Here is a 24,816-nt window from a genome sequence, read left to right as displayed (position 1 = left end):
TCAAGCGTCGTCTGACCATCCTCCTTGGGCCAGTTGCAGGACGTGCGCCTGCACGTCCGCTGGCCAATCCTGCACGCACGCCAGAAATGCCTGCTGCCGCCCGGCGAACAGGGCGCGGCAGGCTTCCTCGAAGCCGGGCGCATCGCCGGCGAGCGCGCTCATGACCTTATATGCCGCTTCGCGCGCCTGGCGCTGCTCGTCCTGCGCCTTGTTGCCCCGCTGCGCATGTTCCACCAGCTTGCGCAAGGCGACGGAGGCGCCGCCCGGCTGCGTGGCCAGCCATTCCCAGTGACGGGGCAGCAAGGTGATTTCGCGTGCCACCACGCCCAGTTTCGGCCGCCCCGCCGTGCGGGCAGGGGCGGGCGCGTCCGGCGCCTGCGGTGCCGGCGCGCGGGGCAGGCGCTGCAGCACCTCGTCCAGGCTGCCATGCAGGTTGAGGTCCACCTGGCTGCCGCTGGCGTCGTCAAAGATGAGGATTTGTGCCGCCGGGTCGCGCGTCACCAGTTCCTTCAGCGACTGCGCCACGCCGTGCAAGGGACCTGCGGCGACTTTCCGCTGGCCGGCAAAGGCGGTGTAGCGGGGTGCGGCGGGGATATCGGTCTGCATATGGGCCTCCATGGATAATGCAGGCAATTTTACCCGGGTTAAAATGAAAGTCAATAACACCCGGGTAAAATGACGCGATCCTGCTACAGGTCGACCCGGCCGTGTTCCCCCACGTCCTTCGGCGGCTCGCCCGTGATGGCGGCCTTGGCCATTTCATAGAATTGCATCATCTTGCTGGCGCTGCTGTCCCAGTATTCGGCCGACTGTATCGTCACCTTGATCAGCGACAGCTTGGGATCGTCGAGTCCGCCGGGGAACCAGGCTTTCACGAGCGGACTCCACAGCTCTTCCGCCTTGGCGCGGTCTTTCAGCAGCTGCGCATGGCCGCAGACGGACACGTACAGGCTGTCGCCCGTGTCGACAAAGCTGACATTGACTTGCGGATTGTTCAGCAAATCGCGCGCATAGCTGGCGTCGTCCGACACAAAAAACCAGATCTGCCCGTCATTGTCGATTTGCTGCTGGGTCAAGGGCCGGCTGGTCAGCGTGCGCATGTCGTCGCTGGTGGTGAGCATGCCGAATTTGACGCTCTTGATCCTGGCCGCGATGCTGGCCAGTTGTTCGCTGGAATACTGTTGCATGGTGTGCTCCCCGTTGATTGTCCTGAACAAAGCATAGGCGGGCACGGCATGCGGCTCTGTACGCCAGCTTACGTAACGGGCTTGCCGGCCTGCGTGGCGCCATGTTTCAAAGTTGTTACAAAACGCCGCCCTTGCGGACGTCCCCATGTATTGACTTAATAAATGATAATCATTATCATTTGTTTGAAACTATGGGCATGGAGCGGGATTGAAGGATGGGAATGAAGCACACTGACTTGTCGCGCCACGGGGCTCGCCGCCTGCCGGGAGCGGTCCATGGCTAAGACGGACGCCGCCGACAAGGCCAAGAACAACGCCAGCCGCGCCGTCTGGCTGAAGAATTTGCACCAATGGCATTGGATCAGCTCGGCGCTTTGCCTGCTGGGCATGTTTCTGTTCGCCATTACCGGCATCACCCTGAACCACGCCAGCCAGATCGAAGCCAAGCCATCCATCACGCGCCAGCAGGCGACCCTGCCGGCCCCCTTGGTCACGCAACTGGCCGCCTTTGCCGCCCAGCACGACGGCGCCAACGCGCCCCTGCCGGCCGCCGCCGAGCGCTGGCTTGCGCAGCAATGGTCGCTCAATGCGGGCGGCCGTCCCGCCGAGTGGAGCGTGGACGAAGTGTATCTGCCGCTGCCCAAGGCGGGCGGCGACGCCTGGGTGCGCATCGGCCTGGAAGACGGGGCCGCCGAATATGAATTGACGGACCGGGGCTGGGTGTCCTGGCTCAACGATGTCCACAAGGGCCGCAACACGGGCGTGGCCTGGAACTGGTTCATCGACATCTTTGCCGGCGCCTGCCTCGTGTTTTGCCTGACGGGCCTGCTGATTTTGAAGTTCCACGCGGCCAACCGGCCATTTACCTGGCCGATGGTTGGCCTCGGTATCTTGATACCCTGCGCGATCGCCTTGCTGTTTATTCACTGATCGTTTTTATTCTTCTTTTTACAGGCACACCATGAAATTACGCTACTCCCTGGCGCTTGGCCTTCCCCTGATCGGCACTTCGGCGATGGCAGCCGACCTGTCCCTCAAGATTGAAATTCCGCAACTGAACGTGGCGGAATACCACCGTCCATACGTGGCGGCATGGCTGGAAACGGCAGACCAGAAGGTGGTGGGCAACCTGGCCGTGCTGTACGACGTGAAGAAGAAGGACAAGGCGGGCGAAAAATGGCTGAAGGACATGCGCCAGTGGTGGCGCAAGAGCGGCCGCGACCTGGCCATGCCCGTCGACGGCGTCAGCGGCGCCACGCGCGCCCCCGGTGAACATACCCTGACCTTCCCCGGCGCCAAGGCCTTGCTGGACAAGTTGCCGGCCGGCGAATACCAGGTCGTGGTGGAAGCGGCGCGCGAAGCGGGCGGACGCGAACTGGTGCGCGTGCCGTTCCAGTGGCCGCTGAAGTCGGCCCAGTCCGTACCTGGCAAGGGCAAGGAAGAACTCGGCAATGTCGTCGTCCAACTCAAACCATAAGGCGCCCCCATCATGTTCAAGCAACTGAATAAACCGCTGATCGCCCTGGCCCTGGCCGGCCTGGCCATGAATGCCCACGCCCACCGCGGCTGGATGGTGCCATCGAGCACGATGGTGGAAAGCAAGGACGCCTGGGTCACGGTGGACGCGGCCGTGTCCGACGGCCTGTTCGAGATCGACCACCAGCCGCTGCGCCTGGACGCGCTGCAGGTGACGGGCCCGGATGGCGCGCCAGTCACGCCGGCCAATACCCTGACGGGCCGCCTGCGCAGCGTGTTTGACGTGAAGATGGAAAAGCCTGGCACCTACAAGGCGGCCATCGTGTCGCAAAACGTGATGGGCAGCTACACGGTGAACGGCGAGCAGAAGCGTTTCCGTGGCAACGAGGAAAGCTTCAAGAAGGACGTGCCGGCCGATGCGAAGGATGTGAAAGTCACGCGCACGGCAGCGCGCCTGGAAACCTTCTTCAGCAATGGCGAGACGAGCACGGAAGTGTTCAAGCCGACGGGCGTGGGCCTGGAATTCGTGCCCGTCACCCATCCGAACGACTTGCGCGCGGGCGAGAAAGCCACGTGGCGTTTCCTGATCGACGGCAAGCCGGCCGCCAACCAGGCCTTCAGCCTCGTGCCGGGCGGCGTGCGCTATCGTGGCGTGCTCGGTGAAATCCGCCAGAGCACGGATGCCAAGGGCGAGATCACGTTCACCGTGCCGGCCGCCGGCATGTATTACCTGAGCAGCACCTGGCCTGCGGCCGCCCCCGCCGTGGCCGGCCAGCCGCCCGTGATGCCGGAGCGCCGGGCCACCTACGCCGCTTCCGTGGAAGTGCTGCCGCAGTAAGCGGCGGTCCGTTCGCCAGCTTGCCGATGCGCCGGGTCCTGCTGCCCCAGCATATTTCCGATGAGGTCGCGCCGCCCGGCGCCGCGATCCGGGACTTGCGCGGCCTGTCCATGGGCACCAGCTGGTCCGTGCGCCTGCTGGAATCCGCCATGCCGGGCCGGGCCGGCAGCGCCGACCTGCAGCAGGGCTTGCAGCAGCAGCTGGACCTGGTCGTGGCGCAAATGAGCCACTGGGACGAGGACTCGGACCTGGGCCGCTTCAACCGGGCCGAGGCGGGCAGCTGGCACAGCCTGCCCGCCGCCTTCTGCGAGGTGCTGGGCTTTGCCATGCATGTGGCGCAGGCGTCCGGTGGCGCGTATGACCCGTGCGCGGGCGCCCTCGTCAACCTGTGGGGCTTCGGCCCCCGCAACCGCTACGACCAGCCCGGCTTCCTGCCGCCGAAAGACGATACGGTGGCCCTGCTGCTGTCGCAGCGTCAGCGCCGCCGCCTGGAACTGGACTTGCCGGCCCGCCGCGCGCGCCAGCCCGGCGGCTTGCAGCTGGACCTGTCCGCCATCGCCAAGGGCTATGGCGTGGACCGCCTGGCCCGCTACCTGGACAGCCAGGGCATCCATCACTACCTGGTCGAAGTGGGCGGCGAGCTGCGCGGTGCAGGCAGCAAGCCCGACGGCCAGCCGTGGTGGGTCATGCTGGAACAGGTCGATGGCGCTGCCGATAGTGCCGATAATGCACGGCATCCGGCGGAAATGCTGCTGGCGCTGCATGGCCTGTCCGTGGCGACGTCGGGCGACTACCGGCGTTTCTATGACGACGGTTCGGCGCGTTTTTCCCATACCATCGATCCCCGCAGCGGCATGCCGATCGCCAATCAGCTCGCGTCCGTCACCGTCGTGCATGCCGAATGCATGGCGGCCGACGCCTGGTCGACGGCCCTGACGGTGCTCGGTGCCGAAGCGGGCATGGCGCTGGCCGAAGAGCAGGGCCTGGCCGCGCGCTTCCTGCAGCGCGACGGCGCAGGCTACCGCGAATTTCTCAGCAGCCAGCTGCTGGCCATGCTCGACGAATGAATAGTTATTTCCCATGATTTTTACGCACGATACGACGCGGCTGGCCTTGCTGGCCGCCCTGTCACTCAGCTATGCAGGCGTGTGCCTGGTGCTGACCAGGAACAAGGCGCGCTCCGCTTGCTCCAGATCCGCGGCCGTCAGCTCGGCCAGCGGGCACAGGCGCACGGCAATGCCGAAGAGCTGGCCACGCAAACGGCGCAGAGCCTGCAGCTGGCCGGCATTGCCGTGCGCCTGTGCCCGCTGGCCGAGCTGACGGCCGCGGATCTGGAGCAAGCGGAGCGCGCCTTGTTCCTGGTCAGCACCTATGGCGAAGGCGACGCGCCCGACAATGCGGCCGCCTTCATGGGCCGGCTGATGACGGGCGAGCTTGCGCTGCCGCAACTGCATTACGCGGTGCTCGCCCTGGGCGACCGCAGCTATGGCCAGTATTGCGGCTTTGGCCGCGCGCTGGACGCCTGGCTGGCGGCGCAGGGTGCCGCGCGCCTGTTCGAGCGCATCGAAGTTGACCGCAGCGCCAGCGCCGCCATCGAGCAATGGTTCCAGCACCTGAGCCACCTGGCCGGCACCAGCGACGCACCCGACTGGAGCGCGCCCGCCTTTGGCGAGTGGCGCCTGGCGCACAGGCAGCTGCTCAATCCCGGCAGCGCGGGGGGCGCCATCTATCATCTGGAACTGGCGCCCGCGACGGGCGCTTTGCCGGACTGGCAGTCGGGCGACCTGGTGCAGGTGGCCGCGCCGCTTGATCCTGCGCAACCGCGCGAATATTCCATCGCCTCCATCCCGCACGACGGCAGTGTGCACTTGCTGGTGCGCCAGCATGCGCATCCCGACGGCAGCCTGGGCCTGGCCTCGGGCTGGCTGACGGCGCAGGCGGCCGTCGGCGACGTGGTGCAGCTGCGCCTGCGCCAGCACCGGCGTTTCCGCCTGGAAGACAATGCCCAACGGCCCTTGATCCTGATCGGCAATGGCAGCGGCATCGCGGGCTTGCGCGGCCACCTGAAAAGCCGCGTGCTGGCGGGACAGCGGCGTAACTGGCTGATCTTTGGCGAACGCAACCTTGCCCATGATTTCCATTACCGCGAAGAAATCGAAGGCTGGCATGCGAGCGGCGACCTGCCGCGCCTGGACGTGGCGTTTTCGCGCGACCAGGCGGAGCGCACCTACGTGCAGGACCGCCTGCGCGGCAATGCCGACGAAGTCAGGCTGTGGCTGGCACAGGGCGCCGCCATCTACATCTGCGGCAGCCTGGCCGGCATGGCGGGCGGCGTGGACCAGGCCCTGCAGGAGATGCTGGGCCGCCCCGCGCTCGACGCGCTGGCCGCCGAAGGGCGCTACCGCCGCGACGTCTACTGAGTTTTTTCGCGCCGCCAGCGCGTTCGCGCGCGGGCGGCTATGATGGTTGTTTCTTCCAGGGAGAACCATCATGAGCGACAGTATCTACGACATTCCCTTGCGCCGCATCAATGGCGACTCCAGCAGCCTGGACGCGTATCGCGGCAAGGTGGTGCTGGTGGTCAACGTGGCATCCGCCTGCGGCCTGACACCCCAGTACGCAGGGCTGGAAAAACTCTACGCCGACAAGCAGGCCGAGGGCCTGGTCGTGGCCGGCTTTCCCGCCAATGAATTCGGTGCCCAGGAACCGGGCAGCAATGCCGAGATCGCGGACTTTTGCCGCGGCACCTTTGGCGTGCAATTTCCCATGTTTGAGAAGATCGTCGTCAAGGGGCCGGGCCAGCATCCGCTGTACCAGCGCCTCGTGCAGGAGCAGCCGCGGGCGCAGGAAAAGCCGGGCAGCGATTTCCGCGCCAAGCTGGCCGGCTACGGCATCACGCAGGAACATCCCGGCGACGTGCTGTGGAATTTCGAGAAGTTTTTGATCAGCAAGGAGGGCAAGGTGGTGGGACGCTTTGCGCCCGACACGACGGTGGACGACGCGATCCTGCGCGACGCCATCGCGCGCGAATTGGCGGCCTGAGCGGGAAGGCATCGGCGGGCGGCGTCGACGTTGCGGCGCTGTCCGCGCCGCCCTTGTCCGTGCCTAGTCTGTCGTGTTCAGCGCGGCCGGTTCCATCTCGCCGCTCACTTCCTGCAAGCCGCGCGCCAGGCTGGAAATGCTGGGGTTGTCGATGAAGACGCAGCGCTTGCCCGTGCGCTTGCAGTAATCCTTCACGCGCCAGTAGGCGCTGTGGCTGATGCAGCCCGTCTGGCAAATCACCAGGTCGGCTGCCGCCAGGCTCGAATCGAGCAGGTTGGCATTGTCTTCCAGGCCGCCGTCGTGGTGGGCGAACTGCGCGCCCACCCGTTCGATCAGGGCGCGGTAGGTGGCGACATTGCCGCTGCGTCCGCCCACGCACAGCACGCTCTGGTCGACGAGGCGGATGGGCATTTTCAGCTTGCCGCCCGTCGGCACTTCCAGTTTCGGCGCCGGCGGCGGCACGGCCGTGGCTTGGCGCGGCTGGGCTTGCTTCAATTCCGCGATTTGCTGGCGCAATTCCTTTTCCCGCTCATCCATCTGCGCCAGGCGCTCGACGAGGCGCGTGCGCGATTCCAGCGCCGGGATGGCCGCCTGCAGCTGCGCCAGTTCCGCGCGCAAGCCGTCGATGACGCTGTCCTTGCCGATCGAGTCGGCCCGCGTGCGCAGCAGCACGGCTTCCTGGCGCTCCAGCTCGCCCGTCTTTTCCTGCAGCATGGCCTGGCTGCGCTGCTGCAGCTTGGCCAGTTCGTGCGCCAGGCGCGCATTTTCCTCCTGCAAGGCCGTGAACTTGCCCATGTCGGCGCGCACGCAGGCGCCCGCCTGGTGCTGGATCATGTGCAGGTCGCGGCACATCTGCTCTTCCAGTTCCGCGTCGCAGCGCGGGTGCGTCAGGCCGGCCCAGAAGGCGCCCGACACGTCGCCGTTGGCGACGGCCGTGCGCCACAGTTCGGCCACTTGCTGCGTCGTCTTGGCGCCGCGAAAGCGCAGGATGACGGGCGCGTAGCGGCGTTCCAGTTCCTTTTGCAGCGCTTCGGACAGGCGGTTGCGCGCGCCGCATTCCGTGACGGCGCCCACGTGCACTTCGTAGTCGTCGGCCAGGACCCTGCCGCCCGTCATCTTGCCCACCAGCTTGCGCAGGTATCCTAGCGGTAAACCCACGCCCACGAGGGGGCAATGGCAGGTATGCGACAGTTCCCACAGGCGCCGGCGGCGCGAGGCAAGGGCGGCCGTGTCGGCCGCGCCGCTGGAACAATTGCTGATGACGGGCAGGGACTTGTCTTTGTCACACATGGCGATATCCTGTAGGGCGGTGAAAGGGAGTGGGTGCGGGCGATTACTGGGGCAACGGCGTGGCGGGACGCCGGGGGCCGAGCAGGCGGGCCAGGCGTTCGATGACCGTGGTCCTGGCAGGCGCCGGGCGGTGCAGGGCCGCCAGCGCGGCCCACTGCTGCGACAGCTGCTGGCAGGTGGCCTGCAGCACGGGACCGAGGTCGGGCAGGCCGGACAGCGCCTGCAGGTGGCGTTCGATGACGCCGGCCAGCTTCGGGCAGGCGCCGTCCGCATGGTAGTGCGACATCAGGTGCAGCACGGCCGACAGCATCAACTCAGGCTGTTGCCCTTGCATGGACGAAAACTTCGAAGCAGGTTGGTCGGTCGCCATCAAACGCTCCTGTGCGGTGGTTTGGCTGGCTGGCGCGCACGCGGGGCGCGACTGGCTGGCGAGTGGGGTGGCTGGCTGCCGTGCGCTATCAGGCAGTCAGGATCAGCTTGTTCAATTGCGTGACGCGCAGGCGATAGATCTTGCCGCTGTGTTCAATCTCCACTTCGCGGCCCTGCTGCAGCAGCGCTTCGCTGGTGATGCGGCGCGCCGGTTGCGCCACGCTGACGGGAGGGCGGACGTGGGCGGTGGCGGCATCCTGGATCAAGGCTGGTTTTGAGCTTTGCATGTTGGGCTTTCTTTGTCTCAGTTGAGAATGATTCGTATTTGCATTATTGTTGAATGTGGCCCGAAAAGCAAGGCTTATTTGCGGGGAGTGCGCGCTTTTTTGGTGCGCGCGCAGATGGGGGCGGAAGGGGGCTGGCAATGCGGCGCGCGCGGGGAGGGGACGCAAAAAAGACCCGGCGAGGCGTTTGCGCGCCTCGGCCGGGCCAAGCCTGTGCCAAGCTTGAATCAGGGATGGGGTTAAATGGTGGCCAGCAGTTGCGCGGAGGCCGTGCTGGCTGCTGCCGTATCGGCTTTCAGCTTGGCGGCGGCCAGCTGCTTGGCGCGCGAGCGCGACGGCGGCAGGCGGCGCAGGGTCTTCAGGGCGTCCGGGTCCTTGATGCCGATGGTGCGCTGGTCGACCGTGATGAGGCCGATTTCATTGAAGGCGGACAGGGTGCGGCTGACGGTTTCCAGGGTCAGGCCCAGGTAGCTGCCGATTTCATGGCGCGTCATGCGCAGGTTGAACAGCTTGCTCGAGTAGCCCATCTGCGCGAAGCGGTCGGCCAGCGAGACGAGGAAGCGCGCCACGCGGGCTTCGGCGCTCAAGGCGCCCAGCATGCCGATCATGGCTTGCTCGCGCACCAGTTCGCGGCTCATCACGCCGTACATGACGTTTTCCAGTTCCAGGTGGACCCGGCCCAGGGCCGTGAGTTTCTTGAACGGCAGCAGGATCAGGTCGCAGTCGGACAGGGCCACGGCTTCCGACGAATAATGGCGTGAGTGGATACCGTCCACGCCCAGCATGTCGCCCTTCATGGGAAAGCTGAGCACCTGTTCATTGCCGAATTCGTCGATGAGCACGGTTTTCAGGAAGCCCGAGTTGACGATGTACAGGGTGTCGAAGGGCTGGCCGATGGTGTGCACGCGCTGTCCCGTCTTGAACTGCACGTGCTGGAACAGCAGCTCGTCGGCGGCGATGGTGCAGGCGCTGGAGATATGCAGCAGTTCGCATACTTCCTTCAGGTTCGACCACAGCCGTCCCTGGCGCTGGCGTCCCGCTTCCATCGGGGCGGCAGGAGGCAGCGATGCTGGGGCAGGGCGGGTTTCAGGCGTTTGCGTGGACAGCATGTTCATCTCCTGGTGACAGGTAGTTCAGAGTTGAATGACGGAATGCACAAGGGCGGCGGGCACGGCGCAAGGGCTGGCGGCGCGCGTCCTGGCAGGTAGTGCTCAATTCGCTGAAGACTTGCTGTGTGATGAAATAACTTCCCAGCAACTTGATGACTGGTTTCAGTATGCCAACAACCTTGGGGAATTAATATCAGCAGTGGCTGAATATGGCAGTAGGAGCTGCGGTAGCTGATGTAGGATTGTTCCTACGCCTGGCGGCGCAGGAATGGGCGCTCATGTCTTGAAGGGGGACAGCAGCCGGTGGGCTACCGCGTACTGCACCATTTCCGATAGCGAGCTCATGCCCATCTTTTGCATGATGCGCGTCTTGTGCGTGCTGACCGTCTTCACGCTCAGGTGCAAATTGTTGGCGATCTCCGTGATCGACTTGCCCGCCACCAGCAGCGAGAAGACTTCGAATTCGCGGTCCGACAGCTGTTTGTGCAGCAGGCTTTCATTCGGCATCATGATGTTGAGCACGAGCTGTTCCGCCACTTCGGCGCTGATGTAGGGGCGTCCCGAGGCTACCTTGTGGATGGCGCCCACCAGCTGCGTGCCCGCGCTTTCCTTGGTCAGGTAGCCTTGCGCCCCGGCGCGGATGGCGCGCACGGCATATTGCTCTTCCTCGTGCATGGTGAGGATGAGGATGGCCAGCTTGGGCGCTTCGCTGCGGATCTGCCGGATCAGGTCGACGCCGCTGCGCCCCGGCATCGACAGGTCCAGCAGCAGCAGGTCAAAGCCGCCCTGGCGCACGTGGTTGAGCACTTCGAAGCCGTCGATGGCCTCGCCGACGATGTCGATGTCCGGCGCGCCGTCAAGGATGCGCTTGAGGCCCTCGCGCATGATGGTGTGGTCGTCGGCAATCACAATGCGTATCATAGGCGGGCGATCTGGCGGGGGGCTTGGCGGCCCCCGATGTTAGGAAACGGGTAAGATTGTCATATTAACTGAAAACGGCGCCAGCTTTGCCTTTTTCTTAACAGTTGCAGGCTGGCGGCATCCTCTTGCCATGTGACCCGCTACTGCGGCGCGGGTTCCTTGATCAGCCTGTGCACCAGCACCGGCAGCTTGGAATGCGACAGCACCTTGTTCGTCACGCTGCCCAGCAGCAGCTGGCCCCAGCCGCTGCGGCCGTGCGAGCCCATGAAGATCAGGTCGCAGTGCTGGAGCTGGGCCACTTCCACGATCTTCAGGGCGGGGCTGTCGGAAAAGGCCGTCAGGCCCGTCGCCTCCAGGCCCCGCCTGGCCGCCGCATCGAGGATAGGCTGCCAGTGGTCGGCGCCCGCCTTGCGCATGGCGATGCGGTATTCCTCCTCGCTGGGATAGCTGGGCGGGATGATCTCGATGTACACCGGGTACTGGTATTCGGGCGCCACGTACAGGGCGAGGATGTCGGCGTGCATCTGTTCGGCAAAGGCGACACCGGCGCAGGCGGTCAGGTTGGAGACGGTGGAACCGTCCGTGGCGATCAGAATTTTCTTATACATGGCAGCTCCTTCGGCGGTGGACCAGCGCGCGCAACGTCCTTATTGTAGACGCGGCGGCAGCATTGTATTCATGTAAAGACTTGATAATTATCAATACTACTGCACCTTCAGTATAGACAACATTGGCAGAAAGACCGTGTGTTTGCCCACCATGGCCGCCACGGGCCGGCGTTGCGCGTGCCGCACAGGGGCAGGATTTCTTGCGCGGGGCGTGGTCTTGCCTGCACGCCAATGGTAGTATTTCAAAATACAACAGTGGGAACACTTATTTCCTGGTGGAAAAGCTCTTGCAAGCCCGCTTTGCAGCGGGAAGCGCGTTTTGAGATTTACCAACAGGGCGGCGCCCTGCTACACTCGCACCATCGCAGCGGTATTGCCTCAAATCATCTTAATCGAGAAATTGCGGGTATCAGTCTGTAAAACGCACAGTTCAGGCGGAATTTTGACAAATTATGGAGAAGCAGGGATATGACCAACGCCGCTGATGATTTCGATGCATTATTCGATGAAGTATCCGCGCAAAGCGCGGCCGCGGCCAAGCCCGCGCCTGCCGCCGCGCCCGCTCCCGCCGTGATCGCGGACGACGATTTCGACGCGCTGTTCGATGCCGTGTCGGCCAGCGCCGCCGTGCCCGCTCCCGCGCCTGCGGCCGCCGAGCCTGCCGCTGCCGCTCCGGCCGCGCTGGAAACGGCCGCGTCCGGCGAAGCAACCGACCCCGTCGACCAGTCCGATAAGCCGATGTTCGAGCGCCTGGGCGGCATCGTGCGCCTGCTGCACGACTCCCTGCGCGAACTGGGCTACGACAAGGCGCTGACGGAAGCGTCGTCGCAGATCGTCGACGCCCAGGACCGCCTGGAATACGTCGCCACCTTGACGGAACAGGCCGCCAACAAGGTCCTGAACACGCTCGACGAAGGCATGCCGGCACAGGATGTGCTGTCGAAAAAGGCGAAGGACATGGACAGCCGCTGGACGGCCCTGTTCGATGGCAAGCTGAGCCTGGAAGAATTCAAGGCCCTGGCCGGCGACTCGCGCCAGTTCGCGCAAGCCGTGACCGAGGCCACGGAAGCGGAAAAGGCGCGCCTGCTGGAAATCATGATGGCGCAGGACTTCCAGGACATCACGGGCCAGCTGATCAAAAAAGTGGTCAACATCACCAAGACGGTGGAAAACGAACTGGCGCAGCTGCTGCGCGATAACGCGCCGGCCGAAGTGCGCGAAAAGCTGGCGCAGAAGCAGGAGGCGCCGCTGATGCAGGGCCCGTCCGTGCCGTCGGTGGCGCTGGACCAGGACAATGTTGACGACCTTCTTGCGGATTTGGGATTCTAATGGACGATATGCTCAAGGATTTCGTCGTCGAGGCGATGGATCTTGCGGTTAATGTTGAAGAGCACTTATTGCGTCTCGAACGCGATCCGGACAACAAGGAAACACTGAATGCCGTGTTTCGTTCTTTTCACACCATCAAGGGCGGCGCCGGCTTCATGGGCCTGCCTGCGCTGGTGGCCGCCTGCCATCTGACGGAAAACCTGTTCGATGCCTTGCGCACGGGCGCCGCGCCCGTGACCCCCATCGCCATCGAGGCGGCGCTGCAGGCGTCCGGCTTCGTGGCCGACCAGCTGACGGAACTGGCCAACGGTTCCGCGCCGGAAAGCCTGCCGGCCATGCCGGAAGAGCTGGAACATATCCTGACGAACGCCATCGAAGGCAAGGGCATGGATGCGCCGGCCCCGGCCGCTGCCGCCGTGGTCGCCGAGGTGGTCGTGGCCGAGGCGGTGGCGCCAGCCGCCACCGCCAGCGCCGATGGCCTGGACTGGGAAGGCATGTACAACGCCGTCGTGCCGGCTGGCAGCCAGCTGGCCGTCGTGGCCGCGCCTGCCGCATCGGCCGCCCCGGCCGCCGCACCTGCGGCCGCTGCCGCCGCCAAGCCCGCCGCCAAGGCCTGGGATGGCGCGGAACGCCGCGAAGAGCGTCCCGACGTGCGCCATGCGGCGCCCGTCAAGGAAGACAGCATCCGCGTCGACGCCGTCAAGCTCGACGCCTTGCTGGAAGTGGCCGGCGAATCCGTGCAGGCCGCCAACCAGGCTGCCGTGCTGCTCGAGCGCCTGCTGCAATTCAAATTCGAAGGCCAGGCCGCCACCCTGATGGCGACCCTGGCGGAAACCCTGGAACGCGCCTCGCGCTACTCGACGGAGCTGCAGCGGGCTACCCTGGCCACGCGCATGCAGCCCGTCGGCCGTCTGTTCCAGAAATTCCCGCGCCTCGTGCGCGAGCTGGCAAAAGACCTGGGCAAGGATGTCGAACTGACCATCGAGGGCGCGGAGACGGAAGTGGACCGCGTGGTGGTCGACAGCCTGTACGATCCGCTCGTGCACATGCTGCGCAACTCGCTCGACCATGGCGTCGAATCGCCGGAAGCGCGCCTGGCCGCCGGCAAGCCCGCCAAGTCGTATATTTCGCTGAAAGCATGGCAGGAAGCCAACAGCGTCATGATCGTGCTGCAGGATGACGGCAAGGGCATGGACCCGGTCTTCCTGCGCAGCAAGGCGCAGCAAAAGGGGCTGATCAGCGAAAACGCGCAGCTGAGCAACGACGAGTGCTTCCAGCTGGTGTTCCTGCCAGGCTTCTCGACCAAGGAAGTCGCTTCCAGCGTCTCCGGCCGCGGCGTGGGCATGGACGTGGTGAAGACGGCCGTGGAGAAAAACCGCGGCGCCATCCATATCGAGTCGGCGCTGGGCAAGGGCACGAAGTTCGCCATCCGCCTGCCGATCGAGCTGTCCATCGTGCCGACCATGCTCGTCTCCACCTCGGGCGCCGCGCTGGCGCTGCCGATGGCGGTGGTGCAGCGCGTCGTCGAATTGCCGGAAACGTTCATGGAAGTGGGCGGCGCGCCCGTGCTGAAGGACCAGGGCCGTCCGTTGCCCGTGCGTTCGCTGGCCGGCGCCCTGGGCTACGAATCGTGCAGCGAGCGCGTGGGCATTGTTGTCGCTGCGCCACAGCCGTACATTCTGGCCGTGGAAGCCGTCGATGGCACGGCCGACCTGGTGATCAAGCCGATGACGGCCATCACCGTGGAAGGCATTACCGGTACCGCCCGCTCCGCCGAAGGCGAGCTGGTGCTAGTCGTGGGCCTATCTTTCCTGATGGATGGTTGCAGGGGAAGTGTGCGCATGGCTGCCTAGAAACGCCGGCACCCACGCCAAGCCCGCTGCAGACCTCTGCAGCGGGCTTTTTTTTCGGCTTTTTTCGATTTTTATTCGCCCCGCCGGCAATTTGGCGGATTTTCGTATCAGCAATTTTTTAGCCATATCCGCAATGCCAGCCGAATTTTGTATCGCCCATCCCACGCTGGGGCGGCTTTTGCTTCTGCATTGCACAATATATGGCATAATCATTGCCGATCCCTTCGATCAGTACGACAGATCACTTAAACAGGCTGTGGCAACGCTGCATAAATCATGATGAAGACGCTTTACGACAAACTTTGGGAATCCCACGTTGTTCGGGCCGACGATGATGGCACGACAATTCTGTATATCGACCGGCATTTGCTGCATGAAGTGACCAGCCCGCAAGCCTTCGATGGCCTCGGCGTGGCAGGCCGCCAGCCATGGCGCGTTTCCGCCAACCTGGCCGTGGCCGACCACAACGTGCCCACCACCAGCCGCGTCGACGGCATTGCCGACCCCGTTTCGCGCCTGCAGGTGGAAACGCTGGACAAGAACGCCAAGCACTATGGCTTGACCTACTTCAACATGAACGACAAGCGCCAGGGTATCGTGCATGTGATCGGCCCCGAACAGGGCGCGACCCTGCCCGGCATGACGGTCGTCTGCGGCGACTCGCACACGTCCACGCACGGCGCCTTCGGCGCGCTGGCGCACGGCATCGGCACGTCCGAAGTCGAGCACGTGCTGGCCACGCAAACCTTGCTGCAAAAGAAATCCAAATCCATGCTGGTGCAGGTCGACGGCGCCTTGCCGGCCGGCGTGACGGCCAAGGACATCGTGCTGGCCATCATCGGCAAGATCGGCACGGCCGGCGGCACGGGTTACTGTATCGAGTTCGGCGGCTCGGCCATCCGCGCCCTGTCGATGGAAGGCCGCATGACGGTGTGCAACATGGCCATCGAGGCGGGCGCGCGCGCCGGCATCATCGGCGTGGACGACACCACCATCAATTACGTCAAGGGCCGCCCGTTTTCGCCGGCCGGCCCGCACTGGGAACGGGCCGTGGCCTACTGGCGCACCCTGCATTCGGACCCGGGCGCCCGCTTCGACCTCGTCGTCACCCTCAACGCGGCCGAGATCGAGCCGCAGGTGACGTGGGGCACGTCGCCCGAGATGGTCGTCGGCATCGACGGCCGCGTGCCGGACCCGGACAACGAGAAGGACAGCGTCAAGCGCGACGCCATCGAAAAAGCCCTCGTCTACATGGCCCTGAAGCCGAATACGCCGATTGCCGACATCCGCATTGACAAGGTCTTCATCGGTTCCTGCACCAATTCGCGCATCGAGGATCTGCGGGCGGCAGCGGCCGTGGTGCGCGGCAAGTACCGCGCCTCCAACGTCACCCTGGCGCTGGTCGTGCCCGGCTCCGGCCTCGTGAAAGACCAGGCGGAACGGGAAGGCCTGGACCGCATCTTCAAGGATGCCGGTTTCGAGTGGCGCGAGCCGGGCTGCTCCATGTGCCTGGCCATGAATGCGGACCGCCTGGAACCGGGCGAACGTTGCGCCTCGACCTCGAACCGCAACTTCGAGGGTCGGCAGGGGCAGGGCGGACGCACACACCTGGTGTCGCCCGCGATGGCGGCGGCGGCGGGCATCGCCGGCCACTTTGTCGACGTGCGGGGATTGCGATGAATTAAGGGAACTGCGTGGTAACGCAGCCAAATTCCGGGGTCAGACCCGCCGGGTCTGACCCCAGCTTTCAGCTGCTGGTTTACACTAGCGCCATTCATTTCCCTGAAACAAACGAGACCATCATGAAAAAACTCTTCGCCCTCCTCATCGCCACCGTCATCCTGTCTGGCTGCAATACCGTCTCCGGCATCGGCCGCGATGTGCAGAAAGTCGGCCAGGTCGTCACTGGCGCCGGCGGAAAATAAACCGTGACGGGCCGGTGCAGCGCGCCGCCCGTCCTACCGAGTAGAAACAGCATGGATAAATTTACGATTTACGAAGGCCTGGTCGCCCCGCTGGACCGCGCCAACGTCGACACCGACGCGATTATCCCGAAGCAATTCCTGAAATCGATCCACCGCAGCGGCTTCGGCCCCAACCTGTTCGACGAATGGCGCTATCTCGACCATGGCGAACCGGGCCAGGACAACAGCCGCCGCCCGCTGAATCCCGATTTCGTGCTCAACGAGCCGCGCTACCAGGGCGCGTCGATCTTGCTCACACGCAAGAACTTCGGCTGCGGCTCCTCGCGCGAACATGCGCCGTGGGCGCTGGACCAGTATGGCTTCCGTGCCATCATCGCCCCTTCGTTTGCCGACATCTTCTTCAATAACTGCTACAAGAACGGCCTGCTGCCCATCGTGCTGTCGGAAAGCCAGGTCGAGCACCTGTTCAATGAAGTCAAGGCCTTCCCCGGCTACAAGCTGGTGGTGGACCTGGAACAGCAGTGCGTGCGTACCAGCAATGGTTCCGTGTCGTATCCGTTCGAGATCGACACCTTCCGCAAATATTGCCTGATGAATGGGCTCGACGATATCGGCCTGACCCTGCGCCACGCGGACGATATCCGCGCCTTCGAAGAGCGCCATTTGAACAATCAGCCTTGGCTGGCGAACGTTATCTAAAGATCACTCCATGAAAATTGCAATCTTACCCGGCGACGGCATCGGTCCTGAAATCGTCGCGCAAGCCGTCAAGGTCTTGAATGTGCTGGGCGAATCGTTCGAGCTGGAAACAGCGCCCGTGGGCGGCGCCGGCTATGCGGCCCATGGCCATCCTTTGCCGGAAGGCACCCTGGCCTTGGCGAAGGCGGCCGATGCCGTGCTGTTCGGCGCCGTGGGCGACTACCAATACGACAATCTGGAGCGCCAGTTCCGTCCCGAGCAGGCGATTTTGGGCTTGCGCAAGAACCTGGGCCTGTTCGCCAACCTGCGTCCGGCCATTCTGTATCCGGAACTGGCCGGCGCTTCGACCCTGAAGCCGGAAGTGGTGTCCGGCCTGGATATCCTGATCATCCGCGAATTGACGGGCGACATCTATTTCGGCCAGCCCCGCGGCGTGCGCGAGTGCCCGGACGGTCCGTTCAAGGGCCAGCGCGAAGGCTTTGACACGATGCGCTATGCGGAAGGCGAAATCCGCCGCATCGCCCACGTGGCCTTCCAGGCGGCGCAAAAGCGCGACAAGCGCCTGACCAGCGTGGACAAGGCCAACGTGCTGGAAACCTTCCAGTTCTGGAAAGACATCGTCATCGACGTGCACAAGGAATACCCGGATGTTGCGCTCGATCATATGTACGTCGATAACGCGGCCATGCAGCTGGTGCGGGCGCCGAAGAAATTCGACGTCATGGTGACTGGCAACATGTTCGGCGACATCCTGTCGGACGCGGCCGCCATGCTGACGGGCTCGATCGGCATGCTGCCGTCCGCGTCGCTCGATGCCAATAACAAGGGCCTGTACGAACCGTCGCACGGTTCGGCGCCCGATATCGCGGGCAAGGGCATCGCCAATCCGCTGGCGACGATCTTGTCGGCGGCCATGATGCTGCGCTATTCGCTCAACCGCGAAGAGCAGGCGGACCGCATCGAGGGCGCCGTCAAGCGGGTGCTGGCGCAGGGCCTGCGCACGGCCGATATCCATGAAGCGGGCACGACTTTGGTCGGTACCGAGGCCATGGGTGATGCAGTTGTAAAAGCACTGGGATAAAATAGTCTAATGACGGCAGTCGCCGTCTCATCTTGAGGAATGGTAATGAAATTAGTTGGCTTGGTAGGTTGGCGCGGTATGGTCGGTTCGGTCCTGATGCAGCGCATGCAGGAAGAGGGCGATTTCGCCCACATCGAACCGGTGTTTTTCACGACGTCGAACACGGGCGGCGCGGCGCCGGCCATGGCGAAGAATGAAACCATCCTGAAGGATGCCAACAACATCGCCGAACTGTCCAAGTGCGACATCATCATTTCCTGCCAGGGCGGCGACTACACGAGCGCCGTCTTCCCGCAGCTGCGCGCGGCGGGCTGGAACGGCTACTGGATCGATGCGGCTTCGACCCTGCGCATGGAAAAAGACGCCGTCATCGTGCTCGACCCCGTCAACCTGCACGTCATCAAGGATGCGCTGGGCAAGGGCGTGAAGAATTACATCGGCGGCAACTGCACCGTCTCGTGCATGATGATGGGCCTGGGCGGCCTGTTCCAGCACGACCTGATCGACTGGATGACGTCGATGACCTACCAGGCGGCATCGGGCGGCGGCGCGCAGCACATGCGCGAGCTGCTGACGCAGTTTGGCACCATCAACGCTTCCGTCAAGGCGCTGCTGGACAACCCGGCCTCCGCCATCCTGGAAATCGACCGCCAGGTGCTGGCCACCCAGCACGGCTATTCCCCGGACGAGATCAAGCAGTTCGGCGCGCCGCTGGCCGGCAACCTGATCCCGTGGATCGACAAGGACCTGGGCAACGGCCAGTCGAAGGAAGAGTGGAAGGCGGGTGCGGAAACGAACAAGATCCTGGGCCGCGGCATCGATTTCGGCACCAGGGAAATTCCCGTCGACGGCCTGTGCGTGCGCATCGGCGCCATGCGCTGCCATTCGCAGGCGCTGACCATCAAGCTGAAGAAAGACGTGCCGCTCGATGAAATCAACGACATCATCGCCAGCAACAACCAGTGGGTGAAATTCGTGCCGAACACGCGCGAAGCGTCCGTGCGCGACCTGTCGCCGGCCGCCGTCACGGGCAGCCTGACGATCCCCGTCGGCCGTGTGCGCAAGATGAGCATGGGCGGCGAATACCTGTCCGCCTTCACCGTGGGCGACCAGCTGCTGTGGGGCGCGGCCGAGCCGCTGCGCCGCATGCTGCGCATCCTGCTCGACGCGTAATGGCAGTGACTAGCTGATCAGTATCAAGCCGGGAGCAGTTTTCCCGGCTTTTTTTTCGTCCTGAGCCCGTCAAGGCTCAACCATGCGGAGCTTGCATAGCTCTGGGCATGATGATATGTTGATACCTCTGGAAAAGTAACTGTTTTCCCACGTCAACTAAGATGCCGCCAACTATGCCTGTACACACTCGTCCCCGGGTCGCCTCCCTTGCCATCAAAACACTCAGCAGCGCTGTCGCCTGTGCGGTGTTATTGTCACCGGCGGCATCCGCAGCCGAGCTGGGCAAGATCACGGTGCTGTCCGCCGCCGGCCAGCCGCTGCGCGCCGAGGTCGAATTGTCGGCCATCAAGCCAGGCGAAGCGGCCAGCCTGCTGGCCAAGCTGGCGCCGCCGGACGCCTACCGCCAGGCCAACGTGGAATTCAATCCCGCGCTGAACGCGCTGACGTTCGCCGTGGAAAACCGCAACGGCAAGCCCTTCATCCGCATCAGCTCGGCACAGCCGGTGGCCGAACCCATGGTGGACCTGCTGCTGGAACTGAGCAGCAAGAGCGGGCGCCAGGTGCGCGAATATGCCTTCGTGCTCGATACGCCGGAAGCGCGCCAGACGCGCGGCGCGCAAGTGACGGCGCCGGTGGAACCGGGCAAGGCCAAGCCCGGTGCCGATGCCGCGGCGCCGGCACAGAAGAAACCGGCTGGCGAATACAAGGTCAGGGCGGGCGATACCCTGAGCCGCATCGCCAGCGAACTCAAGCCGTCGGGCGTGTCGCTCGACATGATGCTCGTCGCCCTGTACCGCGCCAATCCCGACGCCTTCAAGGGCGAGAACATGAACCGCATGCAGGCCGGGCGCATCCTGGCCGTGCCCGGCGCGGAGGCCATCCGCGCGACGGACGCGGCCGAGGCGAAGGGCGTGGTGACGGCGCATGCCGTCGATTTCGAAGCCTACCGCAACAAGCTGGCGGGCCAGGTGGCGCAGAGCAAGCCGGCCAAGGCGGCGCAAGCGACGCAAAGCACGGCCGGCAAGATCGGCGCCACGAAGGTGCAGGAAAAGCCGACGGCCGTGAGCGAAGCGCAGGACAAGCTGAAACTGTCGAAGGCGGAACCGGCCGCCAAGTCGGCCGGCAAGAGCGCCGTGGCCAGCGAGGAAGACAAGATCGCCAAGGCGAAACAGGTCGATGAAGCAGCCGCGCGCGTCAAGGAGCTGGAAAAGAACGTCAGCGACCTGGAAAAGTTGATGGCGGTCAAGAGCAAGGCCATGGCCGACAAGAGCGCGCCAGCACCTGCCAAGCCGGCCGAGACTGCTGCCAGCGCTGCGGCCAGTGCCCCTGCCAGTGCCGTGGCCAGCGCGCCCGCCGAAGCGCAGCCGCCCGTGCCGAAGGCCAAGCCCGTGCCGCTCGTGAAGAAACCGTCGCCGCTGGAACCGACCATTACCGACAAGATCAACGATCACCTGGGTGCCATCGGCATCGGCATCGCCGCGCTGCTGGCCGCCGTGGCCGCGCTGGTGGTCGCGCGCCGCCGCAAGGATGCGCCGCCTCCGCCCGAAGCCGTGGCCCCCGTCTTCGAGCCCGAAGCGCCCGTCGCGCCGCCGGCCGGCCCGGCGCCGGAAGACCAGCAGTCCGAGGCGAGCAATCATCTGTTCGGCGCGGCCGCTGCTGCAGCCGGCATCGGCGCCGTGGCGGGCGCAAGCGTGCTGGAAGGCAATGAAACGGACCCCGTGGCCGAAGCGGACGTGTATATCGCCTATGGCCGCGATGGCCAGGCGGAAGATATCCTCAAGGAAGCCCTGCGCCTGCACCCGGAGCGCCATGCGGCCCGTCTGAAGCTGCTGGAAATCTATTCGGCGCGCAATGACGTGCGTGCCTTCGAAGACCAGGCAAGCGAGCTGTACAGCATGACGCGGGGCCAGGGCGAGGAGTGGCCGCAGGCCGCCGCGCTGGGCCTGGCGCTCGACCCCACCAATCCCCTGTATGGCGATACGGAAGACGACGCCGTCGTCAGCCTGAGCAAGGGCGCGGGCGACGAGCTGCGCGGCCAGAGCATGGATCTGCCCGAGGAGCCGCATGCGCCGGCGCCGCTGGCCGACCTGGCGCCCGCCGAGCCAGCCACACCGGCGGTGCCCGAGCGCGATGGCCGCGAGCCGCTCGACTTTGACCTCGACAGCCTCGATTTCGAACCCGTCTCGACGAGCGACCCCATCGTCATGCCGGGGCCTGATGCCAAGCCCGCGTCCGTGGTGCACGAAGCCCACGATGCGCAGTATGACGCCAGCATGGATTTCGGCCTGGACCTGGAACCGCCAGCCGGTCCCGTGAATGGACTGGGGGCGGGCCTGACGCCGCTGCCCGATCCCCTGAAGGATGTGGACCTGGCCCATTTCGACCTCGACGAGCCCGTGGCGCCAGCGGCCGCATCGCCGGCACCGGCGGCGCCCGTCGCGGCGGCCGAGCCGTCGATCGACAGCCTGTTTGACGACGCGCAAGCGCCGGCCACCTTACCGGAAGCCATCCCGCCCGCGCAGGAATTCGACCTGTCCGGCATCGACCTGGACTTGCACGATGGCAAGCCGGCCAGCGCCGGCGTGGACGACCCGCTGTCGGCCATCCACATGGAAATGGATACCAAGCTGGACCTGGCGATCGCTTATCAGGAGATCGGCGACAAGGAAGGCGCGCGCGAGCTGATCGATGAGGTCATCAAGGGCGGCAGCGAGGAGCAGGTGAAGAAAGCGAACACCATGAGGGCTTTACTGAGCTAGCAATGCCCCGGTGCGGCAAGCCGTCGCGCCGGTATAATGCTTCGATGCAAAATATTACGACAGCAACGCCATTGAAGCGTATCGCCCTGGGCCTGCAGTATGACGGCACGGCCTGGCACGGGTACCAGAAGCAGGAAGACGGGCAGACGGTGCAGGACCAGCTGGAAAACGCGCTGGAGCAGTTTGCCCGCGTGCGCCTGGCCACCACCTGCGCCGGCCGCACGGATACGGGCGTGCATGCGCTCGAACAAGTCGTGCACTTCGACACCGATCTGAACCGCGACGTGCACTCCTGGGTGCGGGGCGTCAACGCCTTCCTGCCGAAGTCCATTGCCGTGCGCTGGGCCAAGGAACTGCCCGGCGACCCCACCGTCAACGATTTCTTCCATGCCCGCTTCAGCGCCCGCGCGCGCACCTACCATTATGTGTTGTACAACAACGCCACGCGGTCGCCGCTGGTGGAAGGGCGCGCCGGCTTCTTTTTCCGTCCGCTGGACGTGGAACTGATGCGCCAGGCCGTGGCGCCACTGCTGGGCTGGCATGACTTCACGGCCTTCCGCGCCGCCCAGTGCCAGGCCAAGTCGCCCGTCAAGCTCATGCATGACATCCGGATCGAGCGGCACGGCGACTGTGTCATCTTCACGATTACGGCCAATGCCTTCCTGCACCACATGGTGCGCAACCTCGTCGGCTCGCTCGTCTACATCGGCACGGGGCGGGAAAAGCCGGAATGGCTGGGACATTTGCTTGAAAGTAAAGATCGCCATGCGGCCGCGCCCACCTTCATGCCGGACGGCCTGTACCTGGCGAAGATCGATTACGATCCCAAGTGGGACTTGCCGCAGGACAGCAGCAGCGCCTTGCCCTGGTTTTGAGCTGCATCAATAAAGGAATCGCATGCCACGCACACGCATCAAGATCTGCGGCCTGACCCGCGTCGAAGACATTCAAGCCGTCGTGGCGGCGGGCGCCGACGCCATCGGCTTCGTGTTCTATCCGAAAAGCCCCCGCTACGTGACGCCGCAGCAGGCCGCCAGCCTGATCGCCGCCATCCCGCCCTACGTGACGACGGTTGGCCTGTTCGTCAATGCCACGGTGGAAGAAGTGCGGACCGCCAGGGCCGCGGCGCCCCTGTCCCTGCTGCAATTTCATGGCGACGAGACGCCCGAACACAGCGCCGCGCTCGCCGGCGCCGTGAATATGCCGTTTACGCAAGTGTTCCGGGTGAAACCTGACACCCGCTTTGAAGATTTGCTAGAATACGAACAGCGCTATCGCGCCGCCAGTCCCTTGTTTGCCAGCCTCTTGCTGGATACCTATGTGGATGCGTATGGCGGTGCAGGAAAGGTATTCGATTGGTCCCTCATTCCAGAAGAACTCGCGCCTCGGGTCGTTTTAAGTGGTGGCTTGAGCGTACAAAACGCGACTGACGCAGTGGTGCGCGTGCGCCCTTACGCCGTCGACATCAGCAGTGGTGTCGAAGCGTCCAAGGGCATCAAGGACGCGTCCCGTGTCCGCGCGTTTATCGCCGCGGTGCAGGATGCCGATGCCATCATTGCCAGAGGAAACCACCATGAATGACCACACCACCGCGCCCGGCGCAGCCGCCGCATTGTTCCACGCCACCGACTACCCGTTTCCCGACCCGCGCGGCCACTTCGGCCCCTACGGCGGCTCCTTCGTTGCCGAAACGCTCACGCATGCGCTGGCCGAGCTGAAAGTCGCCTATGCGCGCTACAGCGCCGACCCGGAATTCCTCGAAGAATTCCGCTACGAGCTGAAGCATTTCGTCGGACGTCCGTCGCCCATCTACCACGCCAAGCGCTGGTCCGAGATGGCGGGCGGCGCGCAGATCTATTTCAAGCGCGAAGACTTGAACCACACGGGCGCGCACAAGATCAACAACGTCATCGGCCAGGCCCTGCTGGCCAAGCGCATGGGCAAGCCGCGCATCATCGCCGAGACGGGCGCCGGCCAGCATGGCGTGGCCACGGCCACCATCTGCGCCCGCTTCGGCCTCGAATGCGTGGTCTACATGGGCAGTGAAGACGTCAAGCGCCAGGCGCAGAACGTGTACCGCATGAAACTGCTGGGCGCGACCGTCGTGCCCGTCGAATCCGGTTCCAAGACCTTGAAGGATGCGCTGAACGAAGCCATGCGCGACTGGGTCACGAACATCGAAAACACCTTCTATATCATCGGCACCGTGGCCGGCCCCCATCCGTATCCCATGATGGTGCGCGACTTCCAGTCCGTCATCGGCGAGGAATGCCTCGTGCAGATGCCGGAAATGACGGGCCGCCAGCCCGACTACGTGCTGGCCTGCATCGGCGGCGGCTCGAACGCCATGGGCATCTTCTACCCGTATATCGACCAGAAGGATGTCAAGCTGATCGGCGTGGAAGCGGCCGGCGAAGGGCTGGACACGGGCAAGCACTCGGCCTCGCTGACGGCCGGCTTCCCGGGCGTGCTGCACGGCAACCGCACCTATCTCTTGCAGGATGAGAACGGCCAGATCATCGAGACGCATTCCGTCTCCGCCGGCCTGGACTACCCGGGCGTGGGTCCGGAACATGCTTGGTTGAAAGATTCGGGCCGCGCGCAATACGTCTCCATCACGGACGACGAAGCGCTGCAGGCCTTCCACGATTGCTGCCATATCGAAGGCATCATCCCGGCCCTGGAATCGTCGCATGCGCTGGCCTATGCGGCCAAGCTGGCGGCCACCTTGCCGAAAGACCAGATTGTACTGGCCAACCTGTCGGGCCGTGGCGACAAGGACATGCATACCGTGGCGGAACGCATGGGACTCAATTTCAACTAATAGCGTGTCAACGGGGTCAGACCCGCCGGGACTCGGCGTCCCCGTCTGA

The 24,816-nt window shown here is 64.5% G+C and carries 25 protein-coding genes; 17 read left to right on the top strand and 8 right to left on the bottom strand.

The genetic code is table 11. The annotated features are described in order from the left end of the window. Both EBS11_RS12870 and EBS11_RS12865 read right to left on the bottom strand, forming a co-directional pair. Positions 1 to 606, bottom strand: a complete 606-nt coding sequence (locus tag EBS11_RS12870; RefSeq protein WP_290603352.1) for a DUF2239 family protein — start codon at positions 604 to 606, stop codon at positions 1 to 3. An 83-nt stretch (positions 607 to 689) separates the two neighbouring features. After that, a complete protein-coding gene (locus EBS11_RS12865) occupies positions 690 to 1,187 on the bottom strand; it encodes a pyridoxamine 5'-phosphate oxidase family protein (RefSeq protein ID WP_290603351.1) in 498 nt (165 codons plus the stop codon). Between the two features lie 276 nt (positions 1,188 to 1,463). On the opposite strand from EBS11_RS12865, the gene EBS11_RS12860 reads away from it, so the two are divergent. The 6 genes from EBS11_RS12860 (at position 1,464) to EBS11_RS12835 (ending at position 6,543) form a co-directional block, all read left to right on the top strand. Continuing rightward, positions 1,464 to 2,117, top strand: a complete 654-nt coding sequence (locus tag EBS11_RS12860) for a PepSY-associated TM helix domain-containing protein (protein WP_290603350.1) — start codon at positions 1,464 to 1,466, stop codon at positions 2,115 to 2,117. A 31-nt stretch (positions 2,118 to 2,148) separates the two neighbouring features. Continuing rightward, positions 2,149 to 2,664, top strand: a complete 516-nt coding sequence (locus EBS11_RS12855; RefSeq protein ID WP_290603349.1) for a DUF2271 domain-containing protein — start codon at positions 2,149 to 2,151, stop codon at positions 2,662 to 2,664. 12 nt (positions 2,665 to 2,676) lie between these two features. After that, positions 2,677 to 3,501: a DUF4198 domain-containing protein gene (locus tag EBS11_RS12850; RefSeq protein ID WP_290603348.1), complete on the top strand. Its 825-nt coding sequence runs from the start codon at positions 2,677 to 2,679 to the stop codon at positions 3,499 to 3,501. A 26-nt stretch (positions 3,502 to 3,527) separates the two neighbouring features. Continuing rightward, the gene (locus tag EBS11_RS12845; protein WP_290603347.1) at positions 3,528 to 4,568 is read left to right on the top strand and encodes an FAD:protein FMN transferase; all 1,041 of its coding nucleotides are present in this window, start codon (positions 3,528 to 3,530) and stop codon (positions 4,566 to 4,568) included. Between the two features lie 117 nt (positions 4,569 to 4,685). Beyond that, positions 4,686 to 5,921: a sulfite reductase subunit alpha gene (locus EBS11_RS12840; RefSeq protein ID WP_365955352.1), complete on the top strand. Its 1,236-nt coding sequence runs from the start codon at positions 4,686 to 4,688 to the stop codon at positions 5,919 to 5,921. A gap of 70 nt (positions 5,922 to 5,991) precedes the next feature. Beyond that, positions 5,992 to 6,543: a glutathione peroxidase gene (locus EBS11_RS12835; protein WP_290603346.1), complete on the top strand. Its 552-nt coding sequence runs from the start codon at positions 5,992 to 5,994 to the stop codon at positions 6,541 to 6,543. A gap of 63 nt (positions 6,544 to 6,606) precedes the next feature. On the opposite strand, the gene EBS11_RS12830 is transcribed toward EBS11_RS12835, so the two are convergent. The 6 genes from EBS11_RS12830 to EBS11_RS12805 form a co-directional block, all read right to left on the bottom strand. Continuing rightward, a complete protein-coding gene (locus EBS11_RS12830; protein ID WP_290603345.1) occupies positions 6,607 to 7,833 on the bottom strand; it encodes a DUF2325 domain-containing protein in 1,227 nt (408 codons plus the stop codon). 43 nt (positions 7,834 to 7,876) lie between these two features. Next, positions 7,877 to 8,203 carry a hypothetical protein gene (locus tag EBS11_RS12825; protein WP_290603344.1) on the bottom strand — a complete coding sequence of 109 codons (327 nt, stop codon included), beginning with the start codon at positions 8,201 to 8,203 and terminating at the stop codon, positions 7,877 to 7,879. 88 nt (positions 8,204 to 8,291) lie between these two features. Continuing rightward, positions 8,292 to 8,489, bottom strand: a complete 198-nt coding sequence (locus EBS11_RS12820; RefSeq protein WP_166449765.1) for a hemin uptake protein HemP — start codon at positions 8,487 to 8,489, stop codon at positions 8,292 to 8,294. Positions 8,490 to 8,725: 236 nt separating this feature from the next. Continuing rightward, the gene (locus tag EBS11_RS12815) at positions 8,726 to 9,532 is read right to left on the bottom strand and encodes a helix-turn-helix domain-containing protein (RefSeq protein ID WP_290603384.1); all 807 of its coding nucleotides are present in this window, start codon (positions 9,530 to 9,532) and stop codon (positions 8,726 to 8,728) included. A gap of 339 nt (positions 9,533 to 9,871) precedes the next feature. Then, the gene (locus EBS11_RS12810) at positions 9,872 to 10,516 is read right to left on the bottom strand and encodes a response regulator transcription factor (RefSeq protein ID WP_034750556.1); all 645 of its coding nucleotides are present in this window, start codon (positions 10,514 to 10,516) and stop codon (positions 9,872 to 9,874) included. A 140-nt stretch (positions 10,517 to 10,656) separates the two neighbouring features. Beyond that, on the bottom strand, positions 10,657 to 11,124 hold the full coding sequence (locus tag EBS11_RS12805) for a universal stress protein (RefSeq protein ID WP_290603343.1): 468 nt from the start codon (positions 11,122 to 11,124) through the stop codon (positions 10,657 to 10,659). Positions 11,125 to 11,592: 468 nt separating this feature from the next. On the opposite strand from EBS11_RS12805, the gene EBS11_RS12800 reads away from it, so the two are divergent. The 11 genes from EBS11_RS12800 to trpB all read left to right on the top strand — a co-directional run bounded on the left by EBS11_RS12800 (position 11,593) and on the right by trpB (position 24,767). After that, positions 11,593 to 12,453, top strand: a complete 861-nt coding sequence (locus EBS11_RS12800) for a protein phosphatase CheZ (RefSeq protein ID WP_290603342.1) — start codon at positions 11,593 to 11,595, stop codon at positions 12,451 to 12,453. Further along, complete coding sequence (locus EBS11_RS12795) at positions 12,453 to 14,306, top strand: chemotaxis protein CheA (RefSeq protein WP_290603341.1); 1,854 nt, start codon at positions 12,453 to 12,455, stop codon at positions 14,304 to 14,306. Before EBS11_RS12800 ends, EBS11_RS12795 begins: the two co-directional genes overlap by 1 nt. A gap of 276 nt (positions 14,307 to 14,582) precedes the next feature. After that, positions 14,583 to 15,986: a 3-isopropylmalate dehydratase large subunit gene (leuC, locus tag EBS11_RS12790; protein WP_290603340.1), complete on the top strand. Its 1,404-nt coding sequence runs from the start codon at positions 14,583 to 14,585 to the stop codon at positions 15,984 to 15,986. A 122-nt stretch (positions 15,987 to 16,108) separates the two neighbouring features. After that, positions 16,109 to 16,231: an entericidin A/B family lipoprotein gene (locus EBS11_RS12785; protein ID WP_010400408.1), complete on the top strand. Its 123-nt coding sequence runs from the start codon at positions 16,109 to 16,111 to the stop codon at positions 16,229 to 16,231. A gap of 51 nt (positions 16,232 to 16,282) precedes the next feature. Then, positions 16,283 to 16,930 (top strand): 3-isopropylmalate dehydratase small subunit, encoded by a 648-nt coding sequence (leuD, locus tag EBS11_RS12780; RefSeq protein WP_290603339.1) that lies wholly within the window; start codon positions 16,283 to 16,285, stop codon positions 16,928 to 16,930. Positions 16,931 to 16,940: 10 nt separating this feature from the next. Next, the gene (leuB, locus tag EBS11_RS12775; protein WP_290603338.1) at positions 16,941 to 18,011 is read left to right on the top strand and encodes a 3-isopropylmalate dehydrogenase; all 1,071 of its coding nucleotides are present in this window, start codon (positions 16,941 to 16,943) and stop codon (positions 18,009 to 18,011) included. Between the two features lie 45 nt (positions 18,012 to 18,056). Then, a complete protein-coding gene (asd, locus tag EBS11_RS12770) occupies positions 18,057 to 19,184 on the top strand; it encodes an aspartate-semialdehyde dehydrogenase (protein ID WP_290603337.1) in 1,128 nt (375 codons plus the stop codon). Between the two features lie 245 nt (positions 19,185 to 19,429). Next, the gene (locus tag EBS11_RS12765) at positions 19,430 to 21,943 is read left to right on the top strand and encodes a FimV/HubP family polar landmark protein (protein ID WP_290603336.1); all 2,514 of its coding nucleotides are present in this window, start codon (positions 19,430 to 19,432) and stop codon (positions 21,941 to 21,943) included. Between the two features lie 44 nt (positions 21,944 to 21,987). After that, positions 21,988 to 22,818, top strand: coding sequence for a tRNA pseudouridine(38-40) synthase TruA (gene truA, locus EBS11_RS12760; RefSeq protein WP_290603335.1), 831 nt, complete (start codon positions 21,988 to 21,990; stop codon positions 22,816 to 22,818). Between the two features lie 22 nt (positions 22,819 to 22,840). Next, positions 22,841 to 23,524, top strand: coding sequence for a phosphoribosylanthranilate isomerase (locus tag EBS11_RS12755; RefSeq protein WP_290603334.1), 684 nt, complete (start codon positions 22,841 to 22,843; stop codon positions 23,522 to 23,524). Next, positions 23,517 to 24,767, top strand: coding sequence for a tryptophan synthase subunit beta (gene trpB / locus EBS11_RS12750; protein ID WP_290603333.1), 1,251 nt, complete (start codon positions 23,517 to 23,519; stop codon positions 24,765 to 24,767). The genes EBS11_RS12755 and trpB overlap by 8 nt, the downstream gene beginning before the upstream one ends. Positions 24,768 to 24,816: the final 49 nt, after the last annotated feature.

Source organism: Janthinobacterium sp., assembly GCF_009923995.1.
GTDB lineage: Bacteria > Pseudomonadota > Gammaproteobacteria > Burkholderiales > Burkholderiaceae_D > Janthinobacterium.
This window is presented reverse-complemented; position numbering and strand designations above follow the sequence as displayed.

Coding starts and splice junctions, on each gene's coding strand:
- EBS11_RS12870 (WP_290603352.1), bottom strand. CDS start 606: ATGCAGACCGATATCCCCGCCGCACCCCGCTACACCGCCTTTGCCGGC.
- leuC (WP_290603340.1), top strand. CDS start 14,583: ATGATGAAGACGCTTTACGACAAACTTTGGGAATCCCACGTTGTTCGG.
- EBS11_RS12810 (WP_034750556.1), bottom strand. CDS start 10,516: ATGATACGCATTGTGATTGCCGACGACCACACCATCATGCGCGAGGGC.
- EBS11_RS12850 (WP_290603348.1), top strand. CDS start 2,677: ATGTTCAAGCAACTGAATAAACCGCTGATCGCCCTGGCCCTGGCCGGC.
- EBS11_RS12835 (WP_290603346.1), top strand. CDS start 5,992: ATGAGCGACAGTATCTACGACATTCCCTTGCGCCGCATCAATGGCGAC.
- EBS11_RS12785 (WP_010400408.1), top strand. CDS start 16,109: ATGAAAAAACTCTTCGCCCTCCTCATCGCCACCGTCATCCTGTCTGGC.
- EBS11_RS12805 (WP_290603343.1), bottom strand. CDS start 11,124: ATGTATAAGAAAATTCTGATCGCCACGGACGGTTCCACCGTCTCCAAC.
- EBS11_RS12860 (WP_290603350.1), top strand. CDS start 1,464: ATGGCTAAGACGGACGCCGCCGACAAGGCCAAGAACAACGCCAGCCGC.
- EBS11_RS12855 (WP_290603349.1), top strand. CDS start 2,149: ATGAAATTACGCTACTCCCTGGCGCTTGGCCTTCCCCTGATCGGCACT.
- EBS11_RS12865 (WP_290603351.1), bottom strand. CDS start 1,187: ATGCAACAGTATTCCAGCGAACAACTGGCCAGCATCGCGGCCAGGATC.
- EBS11_RS12815 (WP_290603384.1), bottom strand. CDS start 9,532: ATGGAAGCGGGACGCCAGCGCCAGGGACGGCTGTGGTCGAACCTGAAG.
- EBS11_RS12825 (WP_290603344.1), bottom strand. CDS start 8,203: ATGGCGACCGACCAACCTGCTTCGAAGTTTTCGTCCATGCAAGGGCAA.
- truA (WP_290603335.1), top strand. CDS start 21,988: ATGCAAAATATTACGACAGCAACGCCATTGAAGCGTATCGCCCTGGGC.
- EBS11_RS12795 (WP_290603341.1), top strand. CDS start 12,453: ATGGACGATATGCTCAAGGATTTCGTCGTCGAGGCGATGGATCTTGCG.
- leuB (WP_290603338.1), top strand. CDS start 16,941: ATGAAAATTGCAATCTTACCCGGCGACGGCATCGGTCCTGAAATCGTC.
- EBS11_RS12800 (WP_290603342.1), top strand. CDS start 11,593: ATGACCAACGCCGCTGATGATTTCGATGCATTATTCGATGAAGTATCC.
- trpB (WP_290603333.1), top strand. CDS start 23,517: ATGAATGACCACACCACCGCGCCCGGCGCAGCCGCCGCATTGTTCCAC.
- EBS11_RS12820 (WP_166449765.1), bottom strand. CDS start 8,489: ATGCAAAGCTCAAAACCAGCCTTGATCCAGGATGCCGCCACCGCCCAC.
- EBS11_RS12830 (WP_290603345.1), bottom strand. CDS start 7,833: ATGTGTGACAAAGACAAGTCCCTGCCCGTCATCAGCAATTGTTCCAGC.
- EBS11_RS12755 (WP_290603334.1), top strand. CDS start 22,841: ATGCCACGCACACGCATCAAGATCTGCGGCCTGACCCGCGTCGAAGAC.
- EBS11_RS12845 (WP_290603347.1), top strand. CDS start 3,528: ATGCGCCGGGTCCTGCTGCCCCAGCATATTTCCGATGAGGTCGCGCCG.
- asd (WP_290603337.1), top strand. CDS start 18,057: ATGAAATTAGTTGGCTTGGTAGGTTGGCGCGGTATGGTCGGTTCGGTC.
- leuD (WP_290603339.1), top strand. CDS start 16,283: ATGGATAAATTTACGATTTACGAAGGCCTGGTCGCCCCGCTGGACCGC.